This window comes from Mesorhizobium sp. B2-7-1 (assembly GCF_006440735.1).
Taxonomy (GTDB): Bacteria; Pseudomonadota; Alphaproteobacteria; order Rhizobiales; family Rhizobiaceae; genus Mesorhizobium.
Map to the genome: position 1 here is coordinate 38,577 of NZ_VFUA01000016.1, position 22,731 is coordinate 61,307.

Genomic DNA, 22,731 nt, shown 5'->3' on the forward strand with positions numbered 1-22,731 from the left:
CCGCACGATAAGTCGCAACGCGCCATGCCGTTCCCCCCATCGATGGCATTGGCAATCCATGGCACGGTCGGAACAACTTTTCCCGCGCGAGGTTCTCCAGACGAGGCTCAACATTGGAGAAGACCATGGACCCGCAAGACAGGAAGCGGCCTGAAAAGCCCGAGGAAACTGAAGCTCCGACCATCGAGCAACAGGATTGGGACGATCTCGAGGGCGGCAGAATCCTGCCCGACAGCGTCGCGGTGAACGGCGACCCGAAGAACGATGCCGAACCGGAGGGAGACCTTCCGGAAGAAGACGATGACAACCCGTTCCAGGAAAGCGACGAAGCTCTTCCAGACGATGAGGAAGAACGCGTTTTGTCGCGCGATCCATCCCGGGAAGGCAGCCGGTTTGACGAGATTTAGGGGCGACAGTGGTTCGGCGGCGTGCCGCATACACTTCTGCCTGTAGGTCCAAAGCGGCGCGGACTGGAGATGGGGGACCAACAGTACAAAGTGGATCGAGCATAACTTGCCGCGAACGGCATCATTCGCTTAAGGCGAAGCGGGCGGCGAAGGCGGCGTTCGCGGCTGGTCGCCACCTGTACTGGACTGGGGCGTTGGATTCCTATCCACTTGGGTACTTTGATCTGCCGGCTGGCCGTTCACAGTGTCTGTCTTCGACATTGCCGGATCCGATGACGTGTCGGAAGCTGGGGCAGTTGAGTTCTGGCTGGGTTGCTGCGTCGACGGTGATTTAGCCTGTTCCCCATACAATTCAGCGATGCCCCACGCGACGCCGGCCAAAAGCAATCCTCCGATGAGGATGTAAAGCACGTGCGTGCCGGTTCTACCTTGTCGAGCTTTGTTCGTCGGGACTTCGTTGGCCATCTCGGGTGCCTGCTACGGGGGTTACCTGATGGAACAACATGCTGGCCAAGCGCAGGTTCCACTGCAGGGTTCTCCTGCACGGCAAAGGGGTTGCTCACCAACCGCAGCCGCCCACTTTTTGAGGTGATCTGCAGCAGCCTGGAACATAAAAGTCACCTGAAGGTTCGCCTTGGGAACGGCGTTTGCCGTAATCAACCCCATGGAGTTTTGTGATGGCCAATACCCCTTCGAAAGATCATCGCATTTCGGACAAGGAAGCTCTGCGGATAGCCGAGCAAACCGACGTTTCCCCGAAACAAGCAAAAGACCTGGCCAAAGAACATGGGAAAGCGAAGGCCAAGGATGAAGCCCGGAAAACCAAGGACGAAGGCTGAGTCTGACGTATCAAGCGTTTCAAATCTAGCGATCGTAATAGCTCGTCACGAAGCCGGCGCCGCCGCGGTCACCCGCCATACCGTGTTGCCGACATCGTCGGCAATCAGCAGCGCGCCGGATTTATCGACGGCTACGCCGACGGGACGGCCCCTCGCCTCGCCCTTGTCGTTGAGGAAGCCGGTGACGACGTCCTGCGCCATGCCGTTCGGATGCCCGCCACTGAACGGCACGAAGACCACTTTGTAACCGTTGAAGCGGGAGCGGTCCCAACTGCCATGCTCGCCGACAAAGGCGCCGCCGCGATAGGATTGCGGCAGGTTGCTTGCGGTGTAGAAGGCAAGCCCGAGCGGCGCGACATGCGAGCTCAGCGCGTAGTCCGGCGGAATGGCCTTCGCCACCATGTCCGGCCGCTGCGGCATCACGCGCGGATCGACATGCTGGCCATAATAGCTGTAGGGCCAGCCATAGAAGGCGCCGTCCTTCACCGAGGTCATGTAGTCCGGCACCAGGTTCGGCCCGAGCTCGTCGCGCTCGTTGACCACCGTCCAGAGCGCCTTGCTTTCCGGTTCGAACGATAGCCCATTCGGGTTGCGCAGCCCGCTGGCGAAAATCCGCGAGCGGCCAGTGGCGCGGTCGACCTCCCAGATCGCGGCGCGGTCCTTTTCGGCCTGGATGCCGTTCTCGGTGATGTTGCTGTTCGAGCCGACGCCGACATAGAGCAGCGAACCGTCAGGGCTAGCCACCAGGCTCTTCGTCCAGTGGTGATCGATCGGCCCGCCTGGCAGCTGCGTCAGCACCGTGCCCGGCGCCGTGATCTTGGTGTCGCCCGGCTGGTAGGGATAGCGCATGATCGCGTCCGTGTTGGCGACATAGAGATCGTTGCCGACCAGCGCCACGCCGAAGGGCGAGTTGAGATGGTCGAGGAACACGCCCTTGTAGTCCGGCTTGCCGTCGCCATTGGTGTCGCGCAACAGCGTGATGCGGTTGCTCGGCCCGGTGTCGCCGCCGGAGGTGACCCAGCCTTCCACCCAACCCATGACGATGTCCTTGGGCCGCTTGACCGATGCTTCGGTCGGCGCCTTCGACTCCACCACCAGGATGTCGCCATTGGGCAGCACGTAAAGCGAGCGCGGGTGCTGAAGCCCCTTGGCCATCGCCTCGATCTGCAGGCCTTGCGCAACAGTCGGCTTTTCGTCGTTTTTCCAGCCGACCACCGAGGCCAGATGCATCGGCGGGAACAGGTACTGGTTTATCTCCGGCAGCTTCGGATTGGGACCGACCTGGGTGTTCGGGTCGGTGTTGTCGTCGCTGCAGCCGGCAACGCCCAGGGCCATTGCACAGCAAAGCGCCGCCGTCGTCCTTCTTATCGCGCTATCAAACCGTCTCATCGGCCACTCCTACGTGATGCCGGTAGACCAGCGCCCAGCCGAGCCAGCCGGTGAAGATCAGGATGATCACCACCAGCGCCGACAGGATCAGCCCGGTCGGCACGACGGACGTCCATGCGTCGCGCGTGTGGATCAGCATGTTGAAGAAGGACAGAACGAGCACCACGAGGTTGCCGGCCATGTGCAGCCACGCGGTGGGCTGGTCTCGTATCTTGCGGCCGCCTAGAAAGTCGGTAAGCCCCGCTATGGCGGCCAGGATGCCGACGATGACGCCAACGGTGAGGAGCCAGGCCGAGAAATTGGCCCAGGTCATTTCGGCTGTTCGCCAGTAGGCGATATCGGTGAGCAAGGTCCCGACGAAACAGGCGATCGGGATGGTGACGAGCATTGGGTGTATAGGATGGCCGGCTATGCTGGCCGTGGATCGCGGATTGTCCATGGGATGCTCCTTTCCGCGCTGCTGGTGGAAATCCAACAGGGCGAAAAGGCGAATGTTCCACCAAATTGATTCGGTCACCGGAAGGTGATCGCGCAGGCGGCGCTGCTATTTGCTCCGTTTCGTTTTCACGGCATCGCGCAGTCCGCGTCTATCGGGATCTTTCAGGTTTTCACCCGCAGCATCGCGATCCTTGTCCGGATTGTCTTGCGCGGGCAGATAGCCGGGCGGCCGATTTTCGGGCGGACCTTCCCAGCGCGGCTTTTGCTCGGTAGTGCCGGGAGCACCGTTGCGTCGCGAAGCCATACTGGCCTCCTCACCTTTAGGCATTTTTGCGTGGCGAGCATTGACCTCTCGCGTCGCTTCATATTCAGCCAACCAACCAGCGACCAGACGGTTCCACGCCAGGTCGCAGTAATCGTCCCGCAAGCCCTAGCCGAGAGGCGCCGACGCGACTGCTCTTGGTGACGACGCCCAACCTCGACGAGGGCGGAAAAATTGTGGCGATCGCGCCCATCAGCGTTGAAGAAACCGAACACCCACATCCGTTCAGCCGACGGCCGGCTGCGCCAGGGAACAGGCGGCCCAGCGCCTTATCTAGGTCTCGGCCCTATCCGGCTGATATCGACAGCATCCGGCAAATGCGGGTGCTTCGTCGCCTTGATTGACGACGTGGTGGTGGCATCTGGTGGCAACAGGATCACCATCTTTCCCAGATGGTGCTGCGGCCAGATCGGTTCACTGGCGAATACGAAAACGACCCAGATTGCGCATGCTAGGAGAAGGATAGCAAAAGAGGTTTGCAATCAATTCCCCGAATGCATGCGGCTGCACTTTCTTAAAAACAAGCACCCGCCACCACCTGCGAAGCGGGTGCTTGCAATCGTGACCGGCAATGAAGGGACTCGTTACTCGCCGGTCTCGGGATCAAATGAGACTGGCGTCAGATTGTTTCAGCTGCCGGACTAATACGCTACGAGATGCGACCTAAGTCGCAATTGGGTTGAGGTTCAGAATTCTGGCGGTGATATCAGCGTAAGCGCAGCAGCACTTTCGCCTCGCGAACGAGCGAGGCCACATTGAGCACCCGGCAGCATACCGACTTCAATCGCTTGTTTCTCAGTTATGCCGATCTCCCGAACCCAACCGCTGGACAGCACCTTTGCGCGAGATCACGAGGCGCTCAGATGTCATGGGACAATCCTCGATCTGGCGAAACCATCTAGTCGGAGTTTGTTCCGAGGGACTATCGCATGTTATTGCATGCGTACCAGCAGATGCGCATCGTTCTATCGTCGTTCGCCTTCGCATGGCACGCGAACGTTTGGTAGCCAACTTTGATGCTCCCGCCATATTGAGGGAGAAAATCGATGTCGGAAGTCCCGAGATATCTCGACCACATGCTCGAATGCCCGTACTGCCTTACAATAAGGCTGCGGATTCCGGCGAATGCCGTTCCGTCCACGAAAATCACGTGCACCGACTGCGGCCGGTATCTCGGCACATGGGATGAACTGCAAACCGACTTTGAACAACAAGGCGGCCAGAACGGCGTCTTTCGCCTTGATAAGGGTCGTATCGAGCGCGTTGAATAAATCCTAGCTGACCGGCCCTGCCCTGTTCCATTGGAAGAACGCGGCAACCTGGCCGATGATATCTCTCAACCGGAACATAGTGGCACCGGAAAGGTTGGGGCTTAAAGCGATAACCACCGAGCCCCGCCATGCAGCCCTCCACCTCCGACCATGTTGAAATCCGCAAGTACGATCACCCGACCGGAGGCTGGGGATCCCTCAAATCATTGATCCGCAAAGCGCGCGGCGAAGGCCTGCTGATGTCGGGCATTTGGAACACGCTGCTCAAGCAGAACAAGGCCGACGGCTATATGTGTGTCTCCTGCTCCTGGGCAAAGCCTGCCCAGCCGCGTCCTTTCGAATTCTGCGAGAACGGCGCCAAGGCCACGATCTGGGACCAGACGAAACGGCGCTGCGGTCCGGAGTTCTTCGCGGCCCATCCCGTGAACGAGTTGCTCGACTGGCCCGATCATGATCTCGAAAAACAGGGCCGGCTGATTGAGCCAATGCGCTACAACGAGGTCACCGACAAATACGAGCCGGTGTCGTGGGAAGCCGCGTTCCGCGATATAGGCGAAGAACTCCGGAAGCTCGATCCGAAATCGGTGGTGTTCTACACCTCGGGCCGCGCCTCGCTCGAGGCGTCGTTCATGTATCAGCTGTTCGCGCGAATCTACGGCTCGGGCAATCTGCCAGACTCCTCCAACATGTGCCACGAGTCCACCTCGGTCGGCCTGCCCGAGTCCATCGGCTCGCCGGTCGGAACCGTGCAATTGGAGGACTTCAGCCATTGCGACCTGATGTTCTTCTTCGGCCACAACACCGGCGTGAGCGCGCCACGATTGCTTCACCCGATCGAGGAGGCGCGCCAGCGCGGCATACCCGTCATCACTTTCAACCCATTGCCGGAGCGCGGCCTGAAGCGCTTCAAAAATCCGCAGAGTCCGGTCGAGATGCTATCGCCGGGCGCCGGCACTAGGATGTCCAGCGATTTCTTCCAGATCCGCGGCGGCGGCGACATCGCCGCCATGACCGGCATTGCGAAAGCCGTTCTGGCGCTCGATGACGCGGCGAAGAAGGCCGGCGCACAGCGCGTTCTCGACACGGCCTTCATAGAGGAACACACGCACGGTTTCGATGAGTTCGAAGCCTATCTGCGGCGCACATCTTGGGAAAAGATCGAAGCGCGCTCGGGCATCGCGCGCGCCGATCTCGAGCATGTGGCGGACGTTTACAGCAAAGCGTCGGCGGTCATCGGCAATTACGGCATGGGCCTGACACAGCACCGGCACGGGACGGAGAACGTCCATATGCTTTGCAACCTGCTGCTGATGCGCGGCAATATCGGCAAACCGGGCGCCGGCGTGTCTCCGCTTCGCGGCCATTCCAATGTCCAGGGCCAACGCACCGTCGGCATCTCCGAAAAACCCGAGCTGGTGCCGCTCGACAAATTCGCCGAATTCTACCAGTTCGATCCGCCGCGCGAGAAAGGCCGCGACACCGTCGAGACATGCGAAGGCGTGATCGACGGCTCGGTCAAGGCCTTCATCGGGCTGGGCGGAAATTTCGTGCGCGCCGTTCCCGAGACCGGTCTTGTCGAAGACGCTTGGCGGCATCTGAGATTGCATGTCCAGATCGCCACGAAGCTGAACCGCAGTCACCTGATACCGGGAGCCGTCACCTATCTGCTGCCCTGCCTCTCACGGATCGAAAAAGATTTGCAGGCTGCTGGAGAGCAGCATGTCTCGATGGAGGATTCCACCGCCTGCATCCATGGTTCCTTTGGCTATCGTCCGCCGGCGGGCGCCAACCTGCTCTCCGAGCCGCGCATAGTTGCCGAGCTTGCAAAGGCGACGGTCGCGGGGAGAAGCTCAATTCCGTGGGATGAATGGGTGGCAGACTATGCGCGCGTGCGCGACGAGATCGAGCGCTGCTTCCCCGACCATTTCAAGGATTTCAACAAACGCTTCCTGATGCCGGGCGGATTTCATCGCGACATCAAGGCCTCGAAGCGAGTGTGGCAGACGCCGAACAAGAAGGCGAACTTCAAACCGCCGACGATGCTGGAGACGGATCCCGATATCAATGTTTCGCGATCGGACGTGCTGACATTGATTACCGTTCGCTCGAACGATCAGTTCAACACTACGATCTACGGCTATCGTGACCGGCTGCGCGGCATCAATGGAACGCGGATGGTGCTGCTCATGAACGCGCACGATATCGAGCGGCTAGGACTGCAAGACGGCGAGGAGATCGATCTGGAATCCGCCGCAGACGACGGCGTCGAGCGCCGTGTCCGCGGGCTGCGCGTGACGCCCTACCCAATTCCGTGCGGAGATTGCGCAGGTTATTACCCTGAGCTCAATCCGCTTATTCCACTATGGCACCGAGCCGAAAAGGCACATGTGCCGGCAGCAAAGTCGGTGCCGGTCCGCATCGTGACGCCTGGCTGAGGCTGGCTGGTGAAATGACTGACGCACGACGCCCGGCCTGCGAGTTTGCCCGAGATACAGGAACGCAGGCCGGGCCGGGCCTAAGTGAGGGCACAAAGGCCCAGTAATTTTGCTACACGTTCGACGGCGCCGCCTTAACATAGGTTGTTGATGGAGACGGCAATTGAGCGCTTCTGTTGGGCGAAATGGTCAGCGGCAAAGCGATCATGCGTTCGGAACGCACCAAACGTTTTCGCAAACCGGTTATCGTGCAGCCAGGCCGGGTCGATCGTGATCGGGTTGTGGTCAGCGTGCTGGACGCAGCCGAGGTGCTTCTGCACACTTGGCCGAAGCCGGAGTCCAGCGCGCGACATCATGCAATTAAGGCATGTTTGTCGGTTTTGCGGGACGGCAAGCCGCCCCGGGTGGCGCGTGAGGCCTTTGTCGCCGCCGCAAAGGATGCAAGGATTTTCCTAGGCGACAAGGCTTGACGCTATTTCCTGCGGGCTCCTTGCCGAGCGCCTTGTGCAGTGTGCCAAGGCGGACAAAGGCTAGTGTCACCCGATCCGATCCAGCAACAGTCGGGACTGCCGCAGCAAATGTGGCTCCCGGCGATGGCCGAGCCGGTTTCGCCGATCAGACGCTCCGCGCGTCGGCGGGCTTGGAGAAGATTTCAGATCACTTTGGTTGCGACGCGAGCGCAGACCGTCCATGATGCCGAACAGCGGGGCAAGCCGGATGTTCCACAGGCAACCGGACGAGTCCGGCAAATAGCGGACTAAGATGTCAGTGGCCAGTCTTCGCATTCGGCGCGTGTACGGGCTTGCTTTCCGGAGAGCCGCGCTCTCTCAGCCAAATTGCCAGCAATACAAGGACTCCCGTCGACAGAAATTCGCTTTGCCAGTTCTGGAAGCTTTCGAACCAAAACTGCCCTGAAATGAGATGCGCCAGAATGGTCTCCGCCGGCTGGTGGTGCTGAGCAGCCTGCTCCGCGGCGTGACGTGTGCTTTGCCAAAGATGGAACACGAATGTAGCGACAAAAATCAGGAAGAGCGCGGTGCCTAGCGAATGTGAATAGAGCCAAAGAATGGCTCCGCCACGCCTTACCGGCCAAGGTGCATTCGGGTCTGCGCGATGATCGGCGAGATTCTTGTCTTCCGGCGAATCCGCATCCGGGTCCTTGGACTCGGCCGAACCGCGCTGCACCAGATAGGCGGTGAGAAAAACATAGGCCCATTTCTCCAGGAACTCGCTCTCCCAATTCTCGAAAACGCTCTCCAGAAACTCGCCCGAGCCGAGAAAGGACGTAAAGGACTGGCTTGCCAGGCCATGCATCGTTCTGTCTTGCTGGTCGGCGAAATAGCCCGACACGGCCTGACCTATCAAACATGCCAGGAAGATTGAGAAGACAACGATGAGCAGGCCGTTGTTCCGAAAGAAACGCATTGTCGGTATCTCCTTGGTCTTCGCCCCGGCCCGCGCTTCAAGCGTCGGTGGCCCCCGCCTCCCTTTCCAACTCATCCAATTTCAACTTTAATCTCTTTCGGGTCGGCATGCTCAAGTCCGATGCCATCATTCCTGGTCTCCTCCAGTCCAACGATGATTTCATCAAGCTTCGCATGGATGGCGGCAGTCTCGCGATAGCCCTGAAGGAGCACGACTCCCGTGATGGCGATTGCGACAACGGATAGCGCTTAGGTCACCGTATCGGTCAGGCTGAAAGGACCAGGGCCGTACAGGCAACCATTGCGGCCACGACCCGTAAAAACCCGGCGGCCGGGATAGAAAATCGGCGACATTTGACAAACCCGGATGATCGAGTGGCTTTCATGCAACAGGGCTATGACGGTTCCAGCCCGCATATCATTTGTTAAGGAAATGCCGCAGAGCGGATGCAGCAATAAGGTATCCAGGGGTGCAAGCCGCTGGATAGGCCCGGCCCGCAAATCCTGTGTCACCTTATAAGCAGGCTGGGCCGCTGCGGTTCCGGAGTGTGCCATGCATATACCGCCCAAGGAGTTCATCGGCCCTGATGATATGGCCATGCTTGCGCGGGTATTGAAAAAGCTCCTCCCAGCCGACGCCGACACTGCGGAACGGGAATGGTTAGGAACGGTCCTCATTGCTGCCTTCAAAGCCGGGGCAACGACCGAGAGGGATCTGGCCAACAAAGTTAACGAGACTAGGCGGCGATAACGCGATACTCAACGGGCGCGCCGACGAAACCTACTGGAAATGGCACAGCGCTACGTCCGCGAAGGCGAGGCGTTGATCGCCCGCCAGCGCCGCCTCATTGAGAGGTTGGCGCGAGAGCGCGACGCTCCTTTGCCCGCAATTATCATTTGATAATTCCGCCGCCCTAACACCTGTTAACGGCTAGCGTTTTTCACGCCTTTCTTCGGCTCGTCGTCCTTCGGCGGCTTAGTCGTGGAAGTAGGTGCGGGATAGAATTAACGTATAGATAACTCTTTGGATTCGTTATCGCATTACCCGTTTGTCAAATATATAATCGCTAGAAAATCGGCAGTACCAAAAAGGAACGATCGAAGGCTTGGAGCTTCCTCGGCATGTTTTTGCCGACATCCTCAACGCAATAGAGGATCGCATCAACAACAAAAGATGGCTGCGCCACCTGAAGGTCGTGGTTTCCGTCGGCCGTTAGGTCCGGCGGCCCTGGATCGGAGGCAGGCAAACGACCTGCATCCGCTTCGGTCAATTGAGCATGACGTTGAACTTTCCGAGCCGGGCCACGTTGATGTAGCCGCAACAGATAGGCGCGGACGATGAAACCGATTGGCGATTGGAAGGATGCGTATGATCCCCAGACGTTCGCCGACAAATACGACCTCACTCTAAAGCAGGCCATGGCGATCATTATTCCAACGGACCATCCAGGCATGGCTGTGACGTCGGCGCCGTGGCATTCATCAGGGCTCTTGCGATGCGTAACGGTAGGCAGCTGACGCGCCACCGCCCGCAAACCTAGATCTGCGATCCCGGGCTAGTCGCCGTCGTGGCCTTGATGGCCTTGGCCTCTCTGACGAGGGAAGCCCAATTGAGGCCGAGCAAATAGATCAACTCCAGCGCCTCGGCTTTCGTGATGCCAGTCGTTTCCACGAGTTGGCGGACGTAATCGTCCAATTGCGGGCTATGGCCATTTTCCATCGAACCGCCCCTTTAGGCGGTAAACGATTCACATATGTTAACGTTCCAAGGGATGTGGCAGGTGCGGTGGATTTATTCCCGCTCTGGCAGCACTTTCGCAATCGCGCCAACAATCTGCCGAAGTTGCACCGGCTTTTGCAGCCGCTCGATATGGCTGAATCGTTCCGGCACTATCTCCTGATCGTAGCCGGTGATGAAGACGAAAGCGACGCCGAGGTCGGAAAGGGGTGTCGGCCAGCTTGAACAATGGGCCAGAGCCCAGATTGATATCCAGCACCGCTGCATCCGGGCGGCGGACCGCGATTTCGGCTCGCGCCGCTTCTTCCGAGGGGAACGGACCGAAGACTTCGGCGCCGGCGCCCTGCAAGGCCCGCGACGCGTCGGTGGCGATGTAATATTCGTCTTCCACGACCAGCACGACGCGGCCGCTAAGGTCAGGTTCTCCGGTCATATCCAGTGCTCCTCCAAACACCGTGGCGCGCTGCGGCGCGTCTGTCTCCAATATGCTTGCCCCTTCCTTGAGGGGGAATTCCAGATGGCAGTTGGCCCCACCGGCGCCGATCGGAAAAGCTGCCCTCGCCGCCGAGCTCTTAAGGAATGCGGCCTTCGATCAACTCGCTGCCGAAACCGCGCCGGCGCGGCTTGCCGTTTTCCGCCCTCGGGCGCGCCGGCGCCCAACGGGCGCAGCGCGTCGCTTAATTTCAGCAGGAACGCCTTCCGGGTCTTCGCCAGCACTGAGGCTGATCTCGGCGCGTTTCGTCTCGGTAATGTCCCATGTAAAACCGATGATCCGGAAGTCACCGGTGACTGGGTCGCGGGTCGGGGCGGCGCGCTCTTTTATCCAGCGAATCTCGTCGTCCCCGGACTGATGATGCGAACTTCGGTATGGCACCCCGTGCGGCTCTTGCGCGCCGCGTCCACCATTTCACGTGCCGGTCGCGGTCGTCTGGATGAGGAGGACAAAGCTTTCCGCTGCGCTGTGCCAGGTCTCGCCCGGATTGAGCCCATCGAGTTCGGCGAGGGAATTGGAGCGTCGGGCCGGATCGGTCGCCGCGTCCCATCCCAGTACTCCGTCCGGCCAGCCTCCAGTGCGCGTCGCAGGCGCTCCTCTGCTTCCCCCGGGAGAGCTTCCGCCTTTTCAAGGCGATGTCTCAGCGCCTCGACGGTTTGGTCGGTATCCATCTCGCACTGGCGCACAAATTGACTGGTTGCCAATCACGCCGCGTAGGCGTGGCGAAGCCAGTGGACGCGAAGGAATATGAGGCAATCGCTTCGTCGCTCAATGGCGACGCATCGAGAGCCGCCATTGGCTATCCATCTCCACGCGGCGTGTCGCTCAAAACCTTCTTGACGGCCTCGATCAAAGCCGGCGGACACGTTTCGCCCTCGTGCAGATCTTCGTGGAGCGACCGCACGATATCCTCGACCGACAAAGCGGGGTCGGATTGCAGCGGCTGACGCGCGACGGACTTGATGTCGGCGAAATCATAGGGGTTGGGGGCGGAGATCATTTTTGTTCTTCTTGTCGTTCGATTGAGCGCTTCAGCGCGATCCCAGGTGCCCTTTCAGCCGGTTCACCGGTGGCACGAAGACATCTGCGCCTTGTGAGGAGTCCCGACAATAACGCAGGTTAAAGCGACTCTGTTCGGCTTTCTATAAATCTCCCCCCTGGCTTAAGAAACGGTGGCAACCAAAAGAGCCGGAGGGCCCGCCTAACTCTACCCCCAGGCGTGGCGGGCCCTTTCTCCTCACCGGTCAAGGTCGGCACCTATCGTGAAAAGAATCTTAGCCTTGCATCTCATGGGTTAATGCATGGCCGCGAAACTTAGCGCAATCATCCCTTGCAAGACCAAAAAGGCGCGGCTTAGGGAGGTTGCGGCGTGATCAAATATCATCCTGTACGACTGAACGAACTCATCGATCACTATATGGAAACGCGTTCCACGAAACGCTCGCCGGTATCGGTCGCCGCAGCCACCAAGGCCCTGATGACCGTCATGCCGGATTGCTCGGTCGAAGGCCCGCAATTGAGCAACATGATTGCAAGGTCGGCCGTCAGGCACGGCCATGCCGTCAGCTTCGACCTGAAATGCCTCTGACAGACAGACAGCCAGGAAATCCTTCACTCATGTGAAGGCGCCGACAAGAGCTGACGCGTCCAGGGGGTGGCGCGCTAGCTCGTTCGTATCGTAGGGTTTTTCAAAGATGGCGATGCCGGCGAAGCGCGTCGGGATCGTCTTCGCACCGTAGCCTGTGGCAAAGACGAACGGAATGTTGTGCATCACCAGTTCATCGGCCACCGCAAAGTCGGCACCGGCCTCGACATAGATATCGACCACGGCGGCTTCGATGCCCGCTTCGACGATAGTCTGCAAGGCCGATGTCCTGTTCCCCACCGGCCCTACGGCCGTAAGCCCAAGCGCCGTCAGCGCTTGCGTGATATCATTCGCCAGAAAGTACTCGTCTTCCACGATCAGAACACGAGCGCCCGCGACCTTCTCGTCCATGGCATGCCTCGCGAAGGCTGCCATTCGAAGCGTCCCGCAACGGGCGACATTAACATAGGTAAGGTTGCGGCCGGACCTTTGTGTGTATCACCGGGCAAGAGGACAAGGATGAGGCGACCTCTGATTCGCAAGCTCGAGAAATTCACGCGGCTTTCGCAAGCCGACAAGAACATGCTTGCCAAGATCGGAGGCCAGCGCGTTCGCCGCTTCAGCGCGCGCGAGGACATCATCCATGAAGGCGAGAAGCCGGAGTACATCAACCTGATCAACGAAGGCTGGGCCTGCCGCTATAAGACACTGGAAGACGGCCGCCGACAGATCATTGCGTTCTTCCTGCCCGGCGATCTTTGCGATCTCAACGTGTTCATCCTGAAAGAGATGGATCATTCGATCGGCGCCGTCACGCCGGTGGTGATCTCGGAGATATCGCGCACGGCCTTCGACGAGATGATGATGGGCCATCCACGCATCACCCAGGCACTGTGGTGGGAATCGCTTGTGGCGGCCGCCATCCAGCGCGAATGGACCGTCAATCTCGGTCAGCGCGATGCGTTGGAGCGGATGGCGCATCTGTTGTGCGAATTGTTCATCCGACTCGAGGCCGCCGGCTGCACCAGCGATTCCAGTTGCGAGTTTCCGCTGACGCAAACCGAACTCGGCGACACGCTCGGCATGTCCACCGTCCACGTAAACCGCACATTGCAGGAATTGCGCGCCTCGAACCTCATTGTGCTGAAGGACCGGACATTGACCATTCCGAACCTGAAGGCCCTGCAGAGCGTCGCGCTATTCAATGCCAATTATCTGCACCTAGACCATGAAGGCACGCATCTCGACGCCAATGAGGAGTAATGTCCAAGAGCCCTCCCAATGAAAGCCTGGAACGCCGCCTGCGCGAGGTAGAGGCGGCGCTTCGCCACCGCGCAAGCGCCGAGACCCGATTGCGCGAGAGCGAGGAGGGCCTGCGCGACTTCGGTGACGCTGCATCGGACGTGCTGTGGGTCCGCAATGCCCGGACGCTGCAATGGGAATATCTGACGGCGGCCTTCGACTCGATTTACGGGATGAGCCGCGAAAAGGCGTTGGCCGGCGACAATTTCACCACCTGGCTGGAGCTGATCGTGCCGGAAGATCGCGAGCATGTGCAGGCCGCGATCGAGCGCATACGCAAGGGCGAGCGCGCAACCTTCGAATATCGCATCTGCCGGCCGCTGGATGGCGAGATACGCTGGCTGCGCGACGCCGATTTCCCCATGCTGGACGACGCAGGCAAGGTCGCTCATATCGGGGGGATCGGCCAGGACATTACGGACCTGAAGCGTCAGCTGGCGAGGTTCGCCGAGTTGCAGCATCACACGCGCAACACGCTTGCGGTGATCCGCTCCATCGTGCGCCACACGATGGAAAAGAGCGACAGCCTAGAAGAAGCCGCCGCGCATCTGGAAGGACGCATCAATGCCTTTGCTCGCGTGCAGGCGGCGGTCACGCGCCACCCGTCGCTCGACATCAATCTGGCGTCAATCGTGGCGGAGGAGTTGCGCGCCGCCGGTGGCCGCGAAGGCGATAATCTGACCATCAACGGCCCTGCCCTGCCGCTGACCCCCAAGGCGGCCGAGACGTTCGGGCTAGTCGTCCACGAGCTTGCTACAAACGCTTTGAAATACGGAGCGCTTTCCGGCCGCGCCGGCCGCATCGAGATCGAGTGGCGCCTAGGAGACGATACGCTCCACTTCATCTGGGCCGAGCACGGCGTGCCCGATTTGCAGCCGGTCGAGCACCACGGCTTTGGTTTCGAGGTGCTGGAGCGGACTTTGCCCTACGAACTTGGGGCAATCGTGGATCTGCAGACCGCCCCAAGTGGTCTAAGCTTCACCGCTGCCATACCGCTTTGGGCCATTATCAACCGCTAGCATAGCAAAGGCTCGCGCAACATATAGCTTCGCTCGGAGGCGCCCTTAAGAAAGTTCAGCCGGCTCGCGAAAAGCGGGCCTCGTCCTCGTCCCTTTGCCTGCCGCCAAGCGCCGCCGCAACCGCCGCGATGAAGGCGCCGATCACCAGCGACAAAGCTCCGACCAGTGCAGTTGTAGCACTTACCTTGCGCGCCTTGTCGGCGGCCGCCTTGGCTTTGTTCTTGGCATCATCGATCCGCGCCAAGACTTCGTCGACCCGCTTCTGTGCGTCGGCTTGTGGAAGGCTCGTCCGCGACGCCACGAGACGAACGAGATAGGCCTTGTCGTCCGCGCTCATTTCGCCGTTCGCCGCACTGATTGTCAGTATACGCGTCGCCTGCCCAGCCGCATCGGCATTGTTCTGAGACGTACCAGCTGCGGGCGGTGTTGCAGCGGATGCGTCGGTCGGCCGGAACAATGAGTCGACGAAGTAGCCAGACAAGTCATTGGCGGATGGCGATGGCGCCGATGAGGCCTGCGCAGTTGCACCGGCGGCGGCGCCGCTCAGCAAGGCCGTCGTGGCCTTAGCGCCCGTCCCGACGATTCCGGAGATGGCCGAACCAAGGACAGTGGCCACCAGCAGGGTGGCCAAGGCCCAGGCCAGGAAGCCATGCGCAGTATCGCGGAAATACACCTCATCGGTATGGACGTTGACCCATTTGGTGCGAAGCCGCCCGGCAATGTAGCCGCCAAGCGCGGATGACAGCCACTGAACGATGACAAGCCAGATGGCCGTCGAGACCGCAAATGTCGTCAGCGAGGCACTCCCCCATGGCGACATCATCGTCAGGCCAAGGCCTGAACCGACGAGCATGAGGATGACGGTCAAAGTGGCCGCCGCGAAGGCGCCCGCCACGATAGGCCCCCAGCTGACGGCGGAAGTCGTTGTTTCGATTGCCGCGGGTTCGCCGACTGCGGAAAAAGCGTTCGTCATTTGCCCGCTCCTAACGCGCGAAAAGCATCAAAAGAATAATGATCGGTATCGGAACGCCAAGCAGCCAGAGCAGAATACCTCGTCCCATTTCTTTCCTCCTGCGGACAGGGTTGAGAATGCCTGTAGCTAATTCCCGGATTTCGCTTTCGTTCCGTTCGCTGAGTTGGCTTAGGCGTGTCTTTGAATTCAACGGAGAGCTCGGGCGCCAACGGACGGCGTGGCAATAGACCCAGAAGCGTCTGTTCCACAAAAACGTTATGCGTTCTTGCACTTAACGCCGGCTGGAGGGCGAACTGGAAAGCACCGGGATATTGGGCGCGGTGTCCACGGCGGTGGCTGAAGAAGTCTCACCCAAATCTTCAATCAATGACAGGCGGGCTCGGTTCAATCGACTTTTGATCGTGCCGATAGCGCAACCGCAGATGCTCGCTGTTTCCTCATAACTCACGCCCATGATGGCGATCAGCACCAAGACCTCGCGCTGTTGAGGTGGCAATTTGCCGATAGCAGCGTGAACCTCCTGACTACGGATATGCCATTCCTGGTCGCCATAGCTGATTGAATGGGCTGATGCGCAATCGATCGCTCCTGGCGCCTCGCGCATATAGACCTTGTGCTTTGTATAGAACGTGTTGCGCATGATCGTGAACAGCCACGACTTCATCCGCGTTCCGGGTTCGAACTGATCGATATGCGCTATGCCCTTGAGCAGAGTTTCCTGCACGAGATCGTCCGCGTCGGTCTTGTCTCTACAGAAGGTGCGCGCAAAAGCTCTCAAGGCCGGGATCAGATCGACGATCGTCGCCTCCCTTTGGAGGGCTGACGAGCCGGAATTCATCGTCCGCAAAAACGCCTCCTGGAGGATAGCTTGGATTGGATGACCAAAGCTAATGCGCCGCGAACAGGTAGGTTCCTGTTACAGCTTCAATAGACGTCCAGCCGTCGTCAAAGATTTCGAGCGCTGTCATTTTTTAGCGATCGATCTTCGCTTTGGGAGGCAGGATCACGCCGCTCGCCAGCACGTGCCGAGGCATAGTGCCGCCGCTACGCATCCATTCCAGTGTGAGCTCGGCAAGCAGTTTTCCTGCAGCATCGAACTCAAGCTTTGACACTAAAGACCCATCACCGCCAGACAGGATCTGACACGGCTGCCGCTGCGGCCGCATTGGGGCTCTTTCAGTGTAGCTTGCCGTTGGCTTTTTTGGCCGCCATCCGAGCAGCTGTTTCCAATTCCCGCGCCAACTCAAAAAGCCGGTCGGGGGCAGGTTCGTCTGCGACGATCTCAAACGCAGCAAGCAGTTCTTCGTCGAGCGTTGAACGCTTTGGAGCCGCTGTTTGGGTCTCGATCGGGATCATGTTGTATCGACGCACGGGCCTGCCCATAACATATGTTAACACACCCGGCGCAACCGGCAATCAAAGCAAAAGTTCCCTTCCTGCATTCCTCGGAGGGTTGGGAGACGCAGCCAGCCGGCCTTCATTCCGCCGCCATGGCATTGACTCTACGCTCGGCAATTTCCGAGAGCTTGTCGTCGGCCGCTTTCTCTTCCTTGAGGTTTTCGGCCAGGACAGCGGCGCAGTCGTCTCGCCCGAGTTGCTTGGCCCACGCTATCAGCGTTCCATATCTAGTCATTTCATAGTGCTCGACGGCTTGAGCCGACGCGATCAACGCAGCGTCGAGGACTTCCTTGTCGTCGACATCGGCGCTGACATCGTCAGCCTCCTCGAGAATGCCGTCGATCGCAGGGCAATCGATCGCTTTAATCTTCTGGCCGTGCATCTCGAAGACCTCTTCGACCCGCGCGACATGGCCTTCCGTTTCGCGAAGATGCTTCTCGAACCCAGCCTTCAAATTGCCGTCTGAAGCCTTCTCGATCATCTTTGGCAGCGCCTTTAGAATCTGCTGCTCCGCGTAATAGATGTCCTGGAGTGCGTGAACGAATAGGTCGTCCAACGTCTTGATGTCTTTCGAGAAAAAACCCATGGTGCTCGCCTTCCGCTTGTCCTCGCAATTGCTGAACTTCCGGGCTGCAAGGAGCCAGGAAGCGGCTCTAATCGCGGGACAGCCTGAATGTTCCTCACCTCCAGACGGCGCGAGCGCTGACAAATCCCGTATTCTTCCTTGTGATCTTGCCAAGTTGGATGATTGCGAGGGCGTATTTTCGGTCGGAGTCGCCAACTGGGACTGCATCGGGACCGAAGCAGTCCCGATCAGACTTGATAAAATTCCCGATACCATTCCACGAAACGCCGGACGCCGATCTCAATCGGAATTCTCGGCCTGAAGCCGGTCGCTTGCTCAAGTGAGCTGACATCGGCGCAGGTCGCAGGCACGTCACCGGGCTGGAGCGGCATGCCGTTGCGTTTCGCCTTTTTGCCCAGCGCGTCTTCGAGCAGTTCGATCAAATGGTTCAGCTCAACCGGCGAGCTGCCGCCGATGTTGTGGATCCTGAAGGGCGCATTACTCGTCGCCGGGTCAGGGGTCGCGCTGTTCCAGTCCCTATTGGGTGTCGCAGGCAGCTGCATGACGCGGACTACCCCCTCGATGATGTCGTCGATATAGGTGAAATCACGCTGCATGTTGCCATGGTTGAAGACATCGATAGGCTCGCCCGCGAGTATGGCCTTGGTGAAGATGAATAAGGCCATATCCGGTCGGCCCCATGGCCCATAGACGGTGAAGAACCGCAATCCCGTCGTCGGCAGTCCGAGCAGATGGCTGTAGGCATGCGCCATCAGCTCGTTGGCCTTCTTGCTGGCGGCATAGAGGCTGAGCGGGTGATCGGCGGAATCGTGCACGGAGAACGGCATTCGCGTGCTGCCGCCGTAGATCGAGCTCGAGGACGCATAGACCAGGTGGCCGACTGAGGCGCGGCGGCATCCTTCCAGGACATTGAGGAATCCGCTCAAATTGCTTTCGCCGTAGGCGTAGGGGTTGGTAAGCGAATGACGGACGCCGGCCTGGGCTGCGAGATTGACGACGATTTCCGGATCGACCGACGCAAAGAATACCGAGACGCGCTCACGATCGGCGAGTTCGACATGCTCGAACCGGAAATGCGGAAATTCCTCCAACCGATCGAGTCGGGCTCGCTTGAGGCTCACGTCGTAGTATTCATTCATGGAATCGAGACCGGCAACTTGCCAACCGTCGGAAAGCAGTCTCCGGCATAGATGAAAACCGATGAAACCGGCTGCCCCGGTGACAAGAACAGGCCTGTTTGGCGTCACGACGTGTCCCTAACGTTAGCTGTGACCAGATTCACACCATTTCCACCCTCGCCTCCCTTTATCCTCGGAAGCATCATCAGAATGATCGATGAAACGTCTCTTGGGCGGAGCCATAACCGAACTTCATCTTTAGCTCAGGCAAGCCATGCTCCCGGCATATGTGACGGCACCAGCAGCGGACCAGGATCTTGATGGGGCTCCTCTTCCGCCGGGGCCGCCCGAATGGGCAGAGGTGTCTGATTATGCCCTGGACCGGGGCGGACCCGTCCTGCGGCCATATCCGCCTTTGCCGGCTGGGTTTGCGGATATGGGGATCGGCCCGCGGCTGCAAGCCGTCGTAAGCCAACATCCGTACAAGATCGCCATCAATGATGGCGCGGACGAACTCTCCTATTCGGCGCTCGGCGCCGCCGTCGAGATTCTATCCCGCCGGGTTGCAACCGCCGTCCCCGAAGGGAAGCCGGTAGGAATCTGGCAACCATCCTCCGTCTGGGGCATCGTTGCCATGCTCGCGACGATAGCAGCCGGACGGGTTTCAATTCCGCTTAACGCGAGGGATCCCACCCCTCGCGTCAAGGAGATCGTGTCGGCGGCCAAGCTCGGGACAATGCTGGGCATGGGAGACCCTCCGCCCGATCTGGCCCAAGACCTCCAATGGATCGACATGGGGGCGAATTCGGCCGCCGCGCGAGACATGTTGGCAACGCTCCTTCCGCGGCCCTCCGTCGATGAGCCGGCGATCATTCTCTATACCTCAGGCAGCACCGGCCGCCCCAAGGGCATCGTCAACAGCCAACGCAGCTTGCTGTGGCGCGTGAAACAATATGTCGAGGCGTGTCACGTCAATTCGGACGACGTTTTTCTTCCCCTGGCTGGGCTGGCCACGATAGCGGGCTGCCGAGAGATTCTGACGGCCCTTCTCAACGGCGCCACCCTGCAGCTTGTTGAGTTGGAAGCGGTAGGCCTGCGCGGCGTTCGCGCGAGGATGAAAGACCAGGGCGTGACCGTCACCTATCTCGTGCCGGCCTTGCTTCGAACTCTGATGGCAGATGTGGCTGCCGATACGTTCAGCTCGCTCAGAATTGTCCGTGTGGGGGGCGAGAAAGTGCTTTGGACCGACATCGCTCTTCTGCGCAAAGCCGTCCCGCCGCATTGCCTCGTCCAGATAGGCTATTCGTCGACAGAAACGACAGGATCGCAGTGGTTCCTGCCGCCGGAGCCGCCGAACACTGAGCCCGACGTGCCGGTTGGCCGCCTTTTGCCCGGGATCGCATTCTCGATCGTGAACGAAGAGGGACACGTCGTTCCGCCCGGTGAGACGGGGGAACTCGTGATCAAGAGCCCTTATGTCCTCCTCGGGCACTGGGAAAACGGCGCCGTCATCCCTGTCGATCCGGATTCCGACAACGCGCGCGAGCGGATTTTTCCGACCGGTGATCTCGTGCGGTTGGACGGTGATGGTCTGCTGAGGATCATTGGCCGTAAGGGGCGGCAGATAAAGATCAACGGGCGACGTATTGAGCCGGCCGAGCTTGAAATGGTGCTGCGATCCGCCCCATCGGTTCAGGACGCTGTGGCAATCGTGACGGAGGCGACCGAACTTGTCGCATTCGCCGTTCCAAGCGAAGGCGCGAACCAGAGCTTTGTCGGTGACCTGCGCCAGTTGATTGCAAACACGCTGCCTCAACCGTTGCGGCCGCTGCGGCTCCATCGCGTGAGTGATATCCCCCGCCTTAGTGGCGGAAAGATCGACCTGGCCAAGCTTGCAAAGATGGACTTCCTTGCCAGGAGGCCGGCCACCGCCGCCGATCCGCCAAATCCCGGTTTCGATCCGGCAGTAAGTCAGGTGGTGGGCAAGGCATGGATCAAGGTCCTCAACACGCGCGCAGCCGTGGGCAGGTGGGATGAGGCTGGTGGAGACTCGCTGAAGTTACTGCATTGCGTGATGGAGATCGAGAATCTCACCGGCCAGGAACTTGGGCTTGAGAGCTTCACGGTCGGGATGAGCGCAGGCGAGATGGTGAGGGCTGTCGTCGCAGCGCAGGCGGCTTCGTCTGGCAAAGTCGCCCCCGAGCACAATCCGCCGCTGCTTTTCCTGTTTCCCGGCTCCGTCGGCTACGGTCCAAGTCTTGCCGCCTTTGCTTCCGCCATGGGAAAAACCGCAAAAGTGGTTCCAATCAGGTACCCTGGCCTTGCATTCATCCTCGCCGGACAGAATGACCTCGCGAGCATGGCGGACGCCGCGTTCCAGCAAGTCAGCCGCGCTCAGCCGTCGGGACATGTCAGGCTTCTGGGCCACTCGCTCGGCGGGGCGGTCGCCTTGGAGGTCGCGGTCCGTCTGCTGGGGGCCGGACGGTCGGTCAAGTTCGTCGGCATCCTCGACACAAGCCTTGAGGGCGAGCGAAGCCGCCTGTGGGACACGGTCACCCGTACGGTGCGCCGGCTGCGGTCCAACCGCATCTCGTTCCATCGCGTAGCCTGCCGTGCCCTGGCGAAGATCGCGGTCGGATTGGGCTACGAAAGACGCCTCGCGCTCGCCATCGACCGGTACACCGAAGGCCAGTTCAATGGGGCGTGTTTCAGGATCAAGCTGGAGCTGCAGGAAGTATTGCGGGCGCAGGCGTTTTTCCGCTGGCTGGTGAAGCCCAAGACCGCGCTTCCGATCCAAGGAACCCTTTTTCGCTGCGCCCGCCCGGATATGTCCCGCGCCATCGGGTGGGATCGGGTGTTTGGTGAGCTGAAAGTGGTTCCGATCGTCGGCACACACATCGATCTGGTCGTGGAGCCCCACGTCGCGACCAACCGTCCGCTGATCGAGAAGGCCGTTTTGCAAACATATACGACGGCCGAAACTCTGCAGTTGGAGGGCCAGTCGACGTGATCTCGGGATTCACCAAGGAAGTACTGGCATTGGACGCCGGCGCGGAGGCGGACCGCATCGTCTCATCGACGCGCGAGCAGGTTCTGGTCATGCTACGGCGGCGCGGGGTGGTGGTCGGATTGTCGGGGGGCATCGACAGTTCCGTCGTCGCATGCTTGTGCGTGCGCGCCTTCGGCAGGGACAAGGTGCTGGGGGTATTCATGCCGGAACGGGATTCCTCCGGCGACTCGCTGAGGCTTGGACGTGTCATCGCAGCCCAGCTCGGCATCGATACTCTGGTTGAAGATATAGCCCCCGCGCTTGATGCCATAGGCGCGTATCGCCGACAGATCGAGGCCATCCGCTCCGTCGTTCCCGATTATGATGAAGGATGGAAATGCAAGCTAGTGCTGACCTCGGTTCTGGAGAGCCAAGGCCTTAACATCACCCGCCTTACGGTTCAGAACCCGGAGGGCGAGGTCAACACGGTTCGGCTGCCCCTGGCGGCCTATCTGCAGATCGTCGCGGCGACCAATTACAAGCAGCGCATCCGCAAGATGACCGAATATTATCATGCGGACCGCCTCGGCTACGCCGTTGCCGGAACGCCGAACCGGCTCGAATACGACCAGGGTTTCTTCGTCAAGCAGGGCGACGGCATCGCCGACGTCATGCCGATCGTGCACCTCTACAAAACACAGGTCTACCAGCTGGCTGAACATCTCGGGGTGGACGAAGAAATCCGCCGTAGGCCGCCGACCACCGACACATTCTCCATGGCCCAAAGCCAGGAGGAATTCTACTTCGCGCTGCCTTACCAGCTGACGGATCTATGTCTCTACGGCGTCAACCATGGGTTATGTGCCGACGAGGTCGCAGCCGCTACGGACCTCACCGGCGGCCAGGTCGAGAAGATCTTCAAGGACATCGAGGCGAAGCGCCGGGCGGCGCGATATCTGCATGCCCGGCCCTTGCCGTCCGTGCCGATGGATGTGGACTGAGGCC

At 59.9% G+C, this 22,731-nt stretch carries 24 protein-coding genes and 1 pseudogene; 10 read left to right on the forward strand and 15 right to left on the reverse strand.

The window, feature by feature from the left end; genetic code table 11:
- Positions 1 to 125 precede the first annotated feature (125 nt).
- The gene (locus FJ471_RS09140; RefSeq protein ID WP_140802854.1) at positions 126 to 407 is read left to right on the forward strand and encodes a hypothetical protein; all 282 of its coding nucleotides are present in this window, start codon (positions 126 to 128) and stop codon (positions 405 to 407) included.
- 677 nt (positions 408 to 1,084) lie between these two features.
- Complete coding sequence (locus tag FJ471_RS34725; protein WP_181179270.1) at positions 1,085 to 1,246, forward strand: hypothetical protein; 162 nt, start codon at positions 1,085 to 1,087, stop codon at positions 1,244 to 1,246.
- A gap of 45 nt (positions 1,247 to 1,291) precedes the next feature.
- Here the strand turns inward: FJ471_RS34725 and FJ471_RS09150 are convergent, their stop codons facing one another.
- The 3 genes from FJ471_RS09150 to FJ471_RS09160 form a co-directional block, all read right to left on the reverse strand.
- Positions 1,292 to 2,581 (reverse strand): sorbosone dehydrogenase family protein, encoded by a 1,290-nt coding sequence (locus tag FJ471_RS09150; protein WP_246684665.1) that lies wholly within the window; start codon positions 2,579 to 2,581, stop codon positions 1,292 to 1,294.
- A 40-nt stretch (positions 2,582 to 2,621) separates the two neighbouring features.
- Entirely contained in the window at positions 2,622 to 3,074 is a 453-nt protein-coding gene (locus FJ471_RS09155; RefSeq protein ID WP_140802857.1) for a DUF2231 domain-containing protein, read from the reverse strand.
- Positions 3,075 to 3,179: 105 nt separating this feature from the next.
- Positions 3,180 to 3,377 (reverse strand): hypothetical protein, encoded by a 198-nt coding sequence (locus FJ471_RS09160; RefSeq protein WP_140802893.1) that lies wholly within the window; start codon positions 3,375 to 3,377, stop codon positions 3,180 to 3,182.
- 1,064 nt (positions 3,378 to 4,441) lie between these two features.
- On the opposite strand from FJ471_RS09160, the gene FJ471_RS09165 reads away from it, so the two are divergent.
- The 3 genes from FJ471_RS09165 to FJ471_RS09175 all read left to right on the forward strand — a co-directional run bounded on the left by FJ471_RS09165 (position 4,442) and on the right by FJ471_RS09175 (position 7,571).
- Positions 4,442 to 4,666, forward strand: a complete 225-nt coding sequence (locus FJ471_RS09165; RefSeq protein WP_140802858.1) for a hypothetical protein — start codon at positions 4,442 to 4,444, stop codon at positions 4,664 to 4,666.
- A 128-nt stretch (positions 4,667 to 4,794) separates the two neighbouring features.
- Complete coding sequence (locus FJ471_RS09170; RefSeq protein WP_140802859.1) at positions 4,795 to 7,101, forward strand: FdhF/YdeP family oxidoreductase; 2,307 nt, start codon at positions 4,795 to 4,797, stop codon at positions 7,099 to 7,101.
- Positions 7,102 to 7,286: 185 nt separating this feature from the next.
- Positions 7,287 to 7,571 carry a DUF982 domain-containing protein gene (locus FJ471_RS09175; protein WP_224667336.1) on the forward strand — a complete coding sequence of 95 codons (285 nt, stop codon included), beginning with the start codon at positions 7,287 to 7,289 and terminating at the stop codon, positions 7,569 to 7,571.
- 295 nt (positions 7,572 to 7,866) lie between these two features.
- Here FJ471_RS09175 and FJ471_RS09180 read toward each other — a convergent pair whose 3' ends face one another.
- The 6 genes and pseudogenes from FJ471_RS09180 to FJ471_RS09205 all read right to left on the reverse strand — a co-directional run bounded on the left by FJ471_RS09180 (position 7,867) and on the right by FJ471_RS09205 (position 11,756).
- On the reverse strand, positions 7,867 to 8,526 hold the full coding sequence (locus FJ471_RS09180; protein WP_140802860.1) for a DUF6766 family protein: 660 nt from the start codon (positions 8,524 to 8,526) through the stop codon (positions 7,867 to 7,869).
- A gap of 71 nt (positions 8,527 to 8,597) precedes the next feature.
- Positions 8,598 to 8,886, reverse strand: a pseudogene (locus tag FJ471_RS09185) (hypothetical protein).
- A gap of 706 nt (positions 8,887 to 9,592) precedes the next feature.
- On the reverse strand, positions 9,593 to 9,919 hold the full coding sequence (locus tag FJ471_RS09190) for a hypothetical protein (protein ID WP_181179272.1): 327 nt from the start codon (positions 9,917 to 9,919) through the stop codon (positions 9,593 to 9,595).
- A 143-nt stretch (positions 9,920 to 10,062) separates the two neighbouring features.
- A complete protein-coding gene (locus tag FJ471_RS09195) occupies positions 10,063 to 10,245 on the reverse strand; it encodes a hypothetical protein (RefSeq protein WP_140802862.1) in 183 nt (60 codons plus the stop codon).
- A 37-nt stretch (positions 10,246 to 10,282) separates the two neighbouring features.
- Positions 10,283 to 10,696, reverse strand: a complete 414-nt coding sequence (locus FJ471_RS09200; protein WP_210242009.1) for a hypothetical protein — start codon at positions 10,694 to 10,696, stop codon at positions 10,283 to 10,285.
- Between the two features lie 859 nt (positions 10,697 to 11,555).
- Entirely contained in the window at positions 11,556 to 11,756 is a 201-nt protein-coding gene (locus FJ471_RS09205) for a hypothetical protein (RefSeq protein WP_140802863.1), read from the reverse strand.
- A gap of 369 nt (positions 11,757 to 12,125) precedes the next feature.
- Here FJ471_RS09205 and FJ471_RS09210 point away from each other — a divergent pair, with 369 nt between their 5' ends.
- Entirely contained in the window at positions 12,126 to 12,344 is a 219-nt protein-coding gene (locus tag FJ471_RS09210) for a hypothetical protein (protein ID WP_140802864.1), read from the forward strand.
- Positions 12,345 to 12,371: 27 nt separating this feature from the next.
- Here FJ471_RS09210 and FJ471_RS09215 read toward each other — a convergent pair whose 3' ends face one another.
- Entirely contained in the window at positions 12,372 to 12,752 is a 381-nt protein-coding gene (locus FJ471_RS09215) for a response regulator (RefSeq protein WP_140802865.1), read from the reverse strand.
- A gap of 108 nt (positions 12,753 to 12,860) precedes the next feature.
- Here FJ471_RS09215 and FJ471_RS09220 point away from each other — a divergent pair, with 108 nt between their 5' ends.
- Together FJ471_RS09220 and FJ471_RS09225 are read left to right on the forward strand one after the other, a co-directional pair.
- Positions 12,861 to 13,604: a Crp/Fnr family transcriptional regulator gene (locus FJ471_RS09220; protein ID WP_181179274.1), complete on the forward strand. Its 744-nt coding sequence runs from the start codon at positions 12,861 to 12,863 to the stop codon at positions 13,602 to 13,604.
- On the forward strand, positions 13,604 to 14,662 hold the full coding sequence (locus tag FJ471_RS09225; RefSeq protein WP_140802866.1) for an HWE histidine kinase domain-containing protein: 1,059 nt from the start codon (positions 13,604 to 13,606) through the stop codon (positions 14,660 to 14,662). Before FJ471_RS09220 ends, FJ471_RS09225 begins: the two co-directional genes overlap by 1 nt.
- 55 nt (positions 14,663 to 14,717) lie before the next feature.
- Here the strand turns inward: FJ471_RS09225 and FJ471_RS09230 are convergent, their stop codons facing one another.
- The 5 genes from FJ471_RS09230 to FJ471_RS09255 all read right to left on the reverse strand — a co-directional run bounded on the left by FJ471_RS09230 (position 14,718) and on the right by FJ471_RS09255 (position 18,866).
- Positions 14,718 to 15,635: a hypothetical protein gene (locus tag FJ471_RS09230; protein WP_140802867.1), complete on the reverse strand. Its 918-nt coding sequence runs from the start codon at positions 15,633 to 15,635 to the stop codon at positions 14,718 to 14,720.
- Between the two features lie 271 nt (positions 15,636 to 15,906).
- The gene (locus FJ471_RS09240; protein WP_140802896.1) at positions 15,907 to 16,473 is read right to left on the reverse strand and encodes a sigma-70 family RNA polymerase sigma factor; all 567 of its coding nucleotides are present in this window, start codon (positions 16,471 to 16,473) and stop codon (positions 15,907 to 15,909) included.
- Positions 16,474 to 16,811: 338 nt separating this feature from the next.
- A complete protein-coding gene (locus FJ471_RS09245) occupies positions 16,812 to 16,991 on the reverse strand; it encodes a hypothetical protein (protein ID WP_140802869.1) in 180 nt (59 codons plus the stop codon).
- 121 nt (positions 16,992 to 17,112) lie between these two features.
- The gene (locus FJ471_RS09250) at positions 17,113 to 17,619 is read right to left on the reverse strand and encodes a ferritin-like domain-containing protein (protein WP_140802870.1); all 507 of its coding nucleotides are present in this window, start codon (positions 17,617 to 17,619) and stop codon (positions 17,113 to 17,115) included.
- 227 nt (positions 17,620 to 17,846) lie between these two features.
- Complete coding sequence (locus FJ471_RS09255; protein WP_140802871.1) at positions 17,847 to 18,866, reverse strand: NAD-dependent epimerase; 1,020 nt, start codon at positions 18,864 to 18,866, stop codon at positions 17,847 to 17,849.
- Positions 18,867 to 19,173: 307 nt separating this feature from the next.
- Between FJ471_RS09255 and FJ471_RS09260 the strand changes: the two genes are divergently transcribed.
- Positions 19,174 to 21,747, forward strand: a complete 2,574-nt coding sequence (locus FJ471_RS09260; RefSeq protein ID WP_348643325.1) for an AMP-binding protein — start codon at positions 19,174 to 19,176, stop codon at positions 21,745 to 21,747.
- Positions 21,744 to 22,727 carry an NAD(+) synthase gene (gene nadE, locus FJ471_RS09265; RefSeq protein ID WP_140802873.1) on the forward strand — a complete coding sequence of 328 codons (984 nt, stop codon included), beginning with the start codon at positions 21,744 to 21,746 and terminating at the stop codon, positions 22,725 to 22,727. The genes FJ471_RS09260 and nadE overlap by 4 nt, the downstream gene beginning before the upstream one ends.
- Positions 22,728 to 22,731 lie beyond the last annotated feature (4 nt).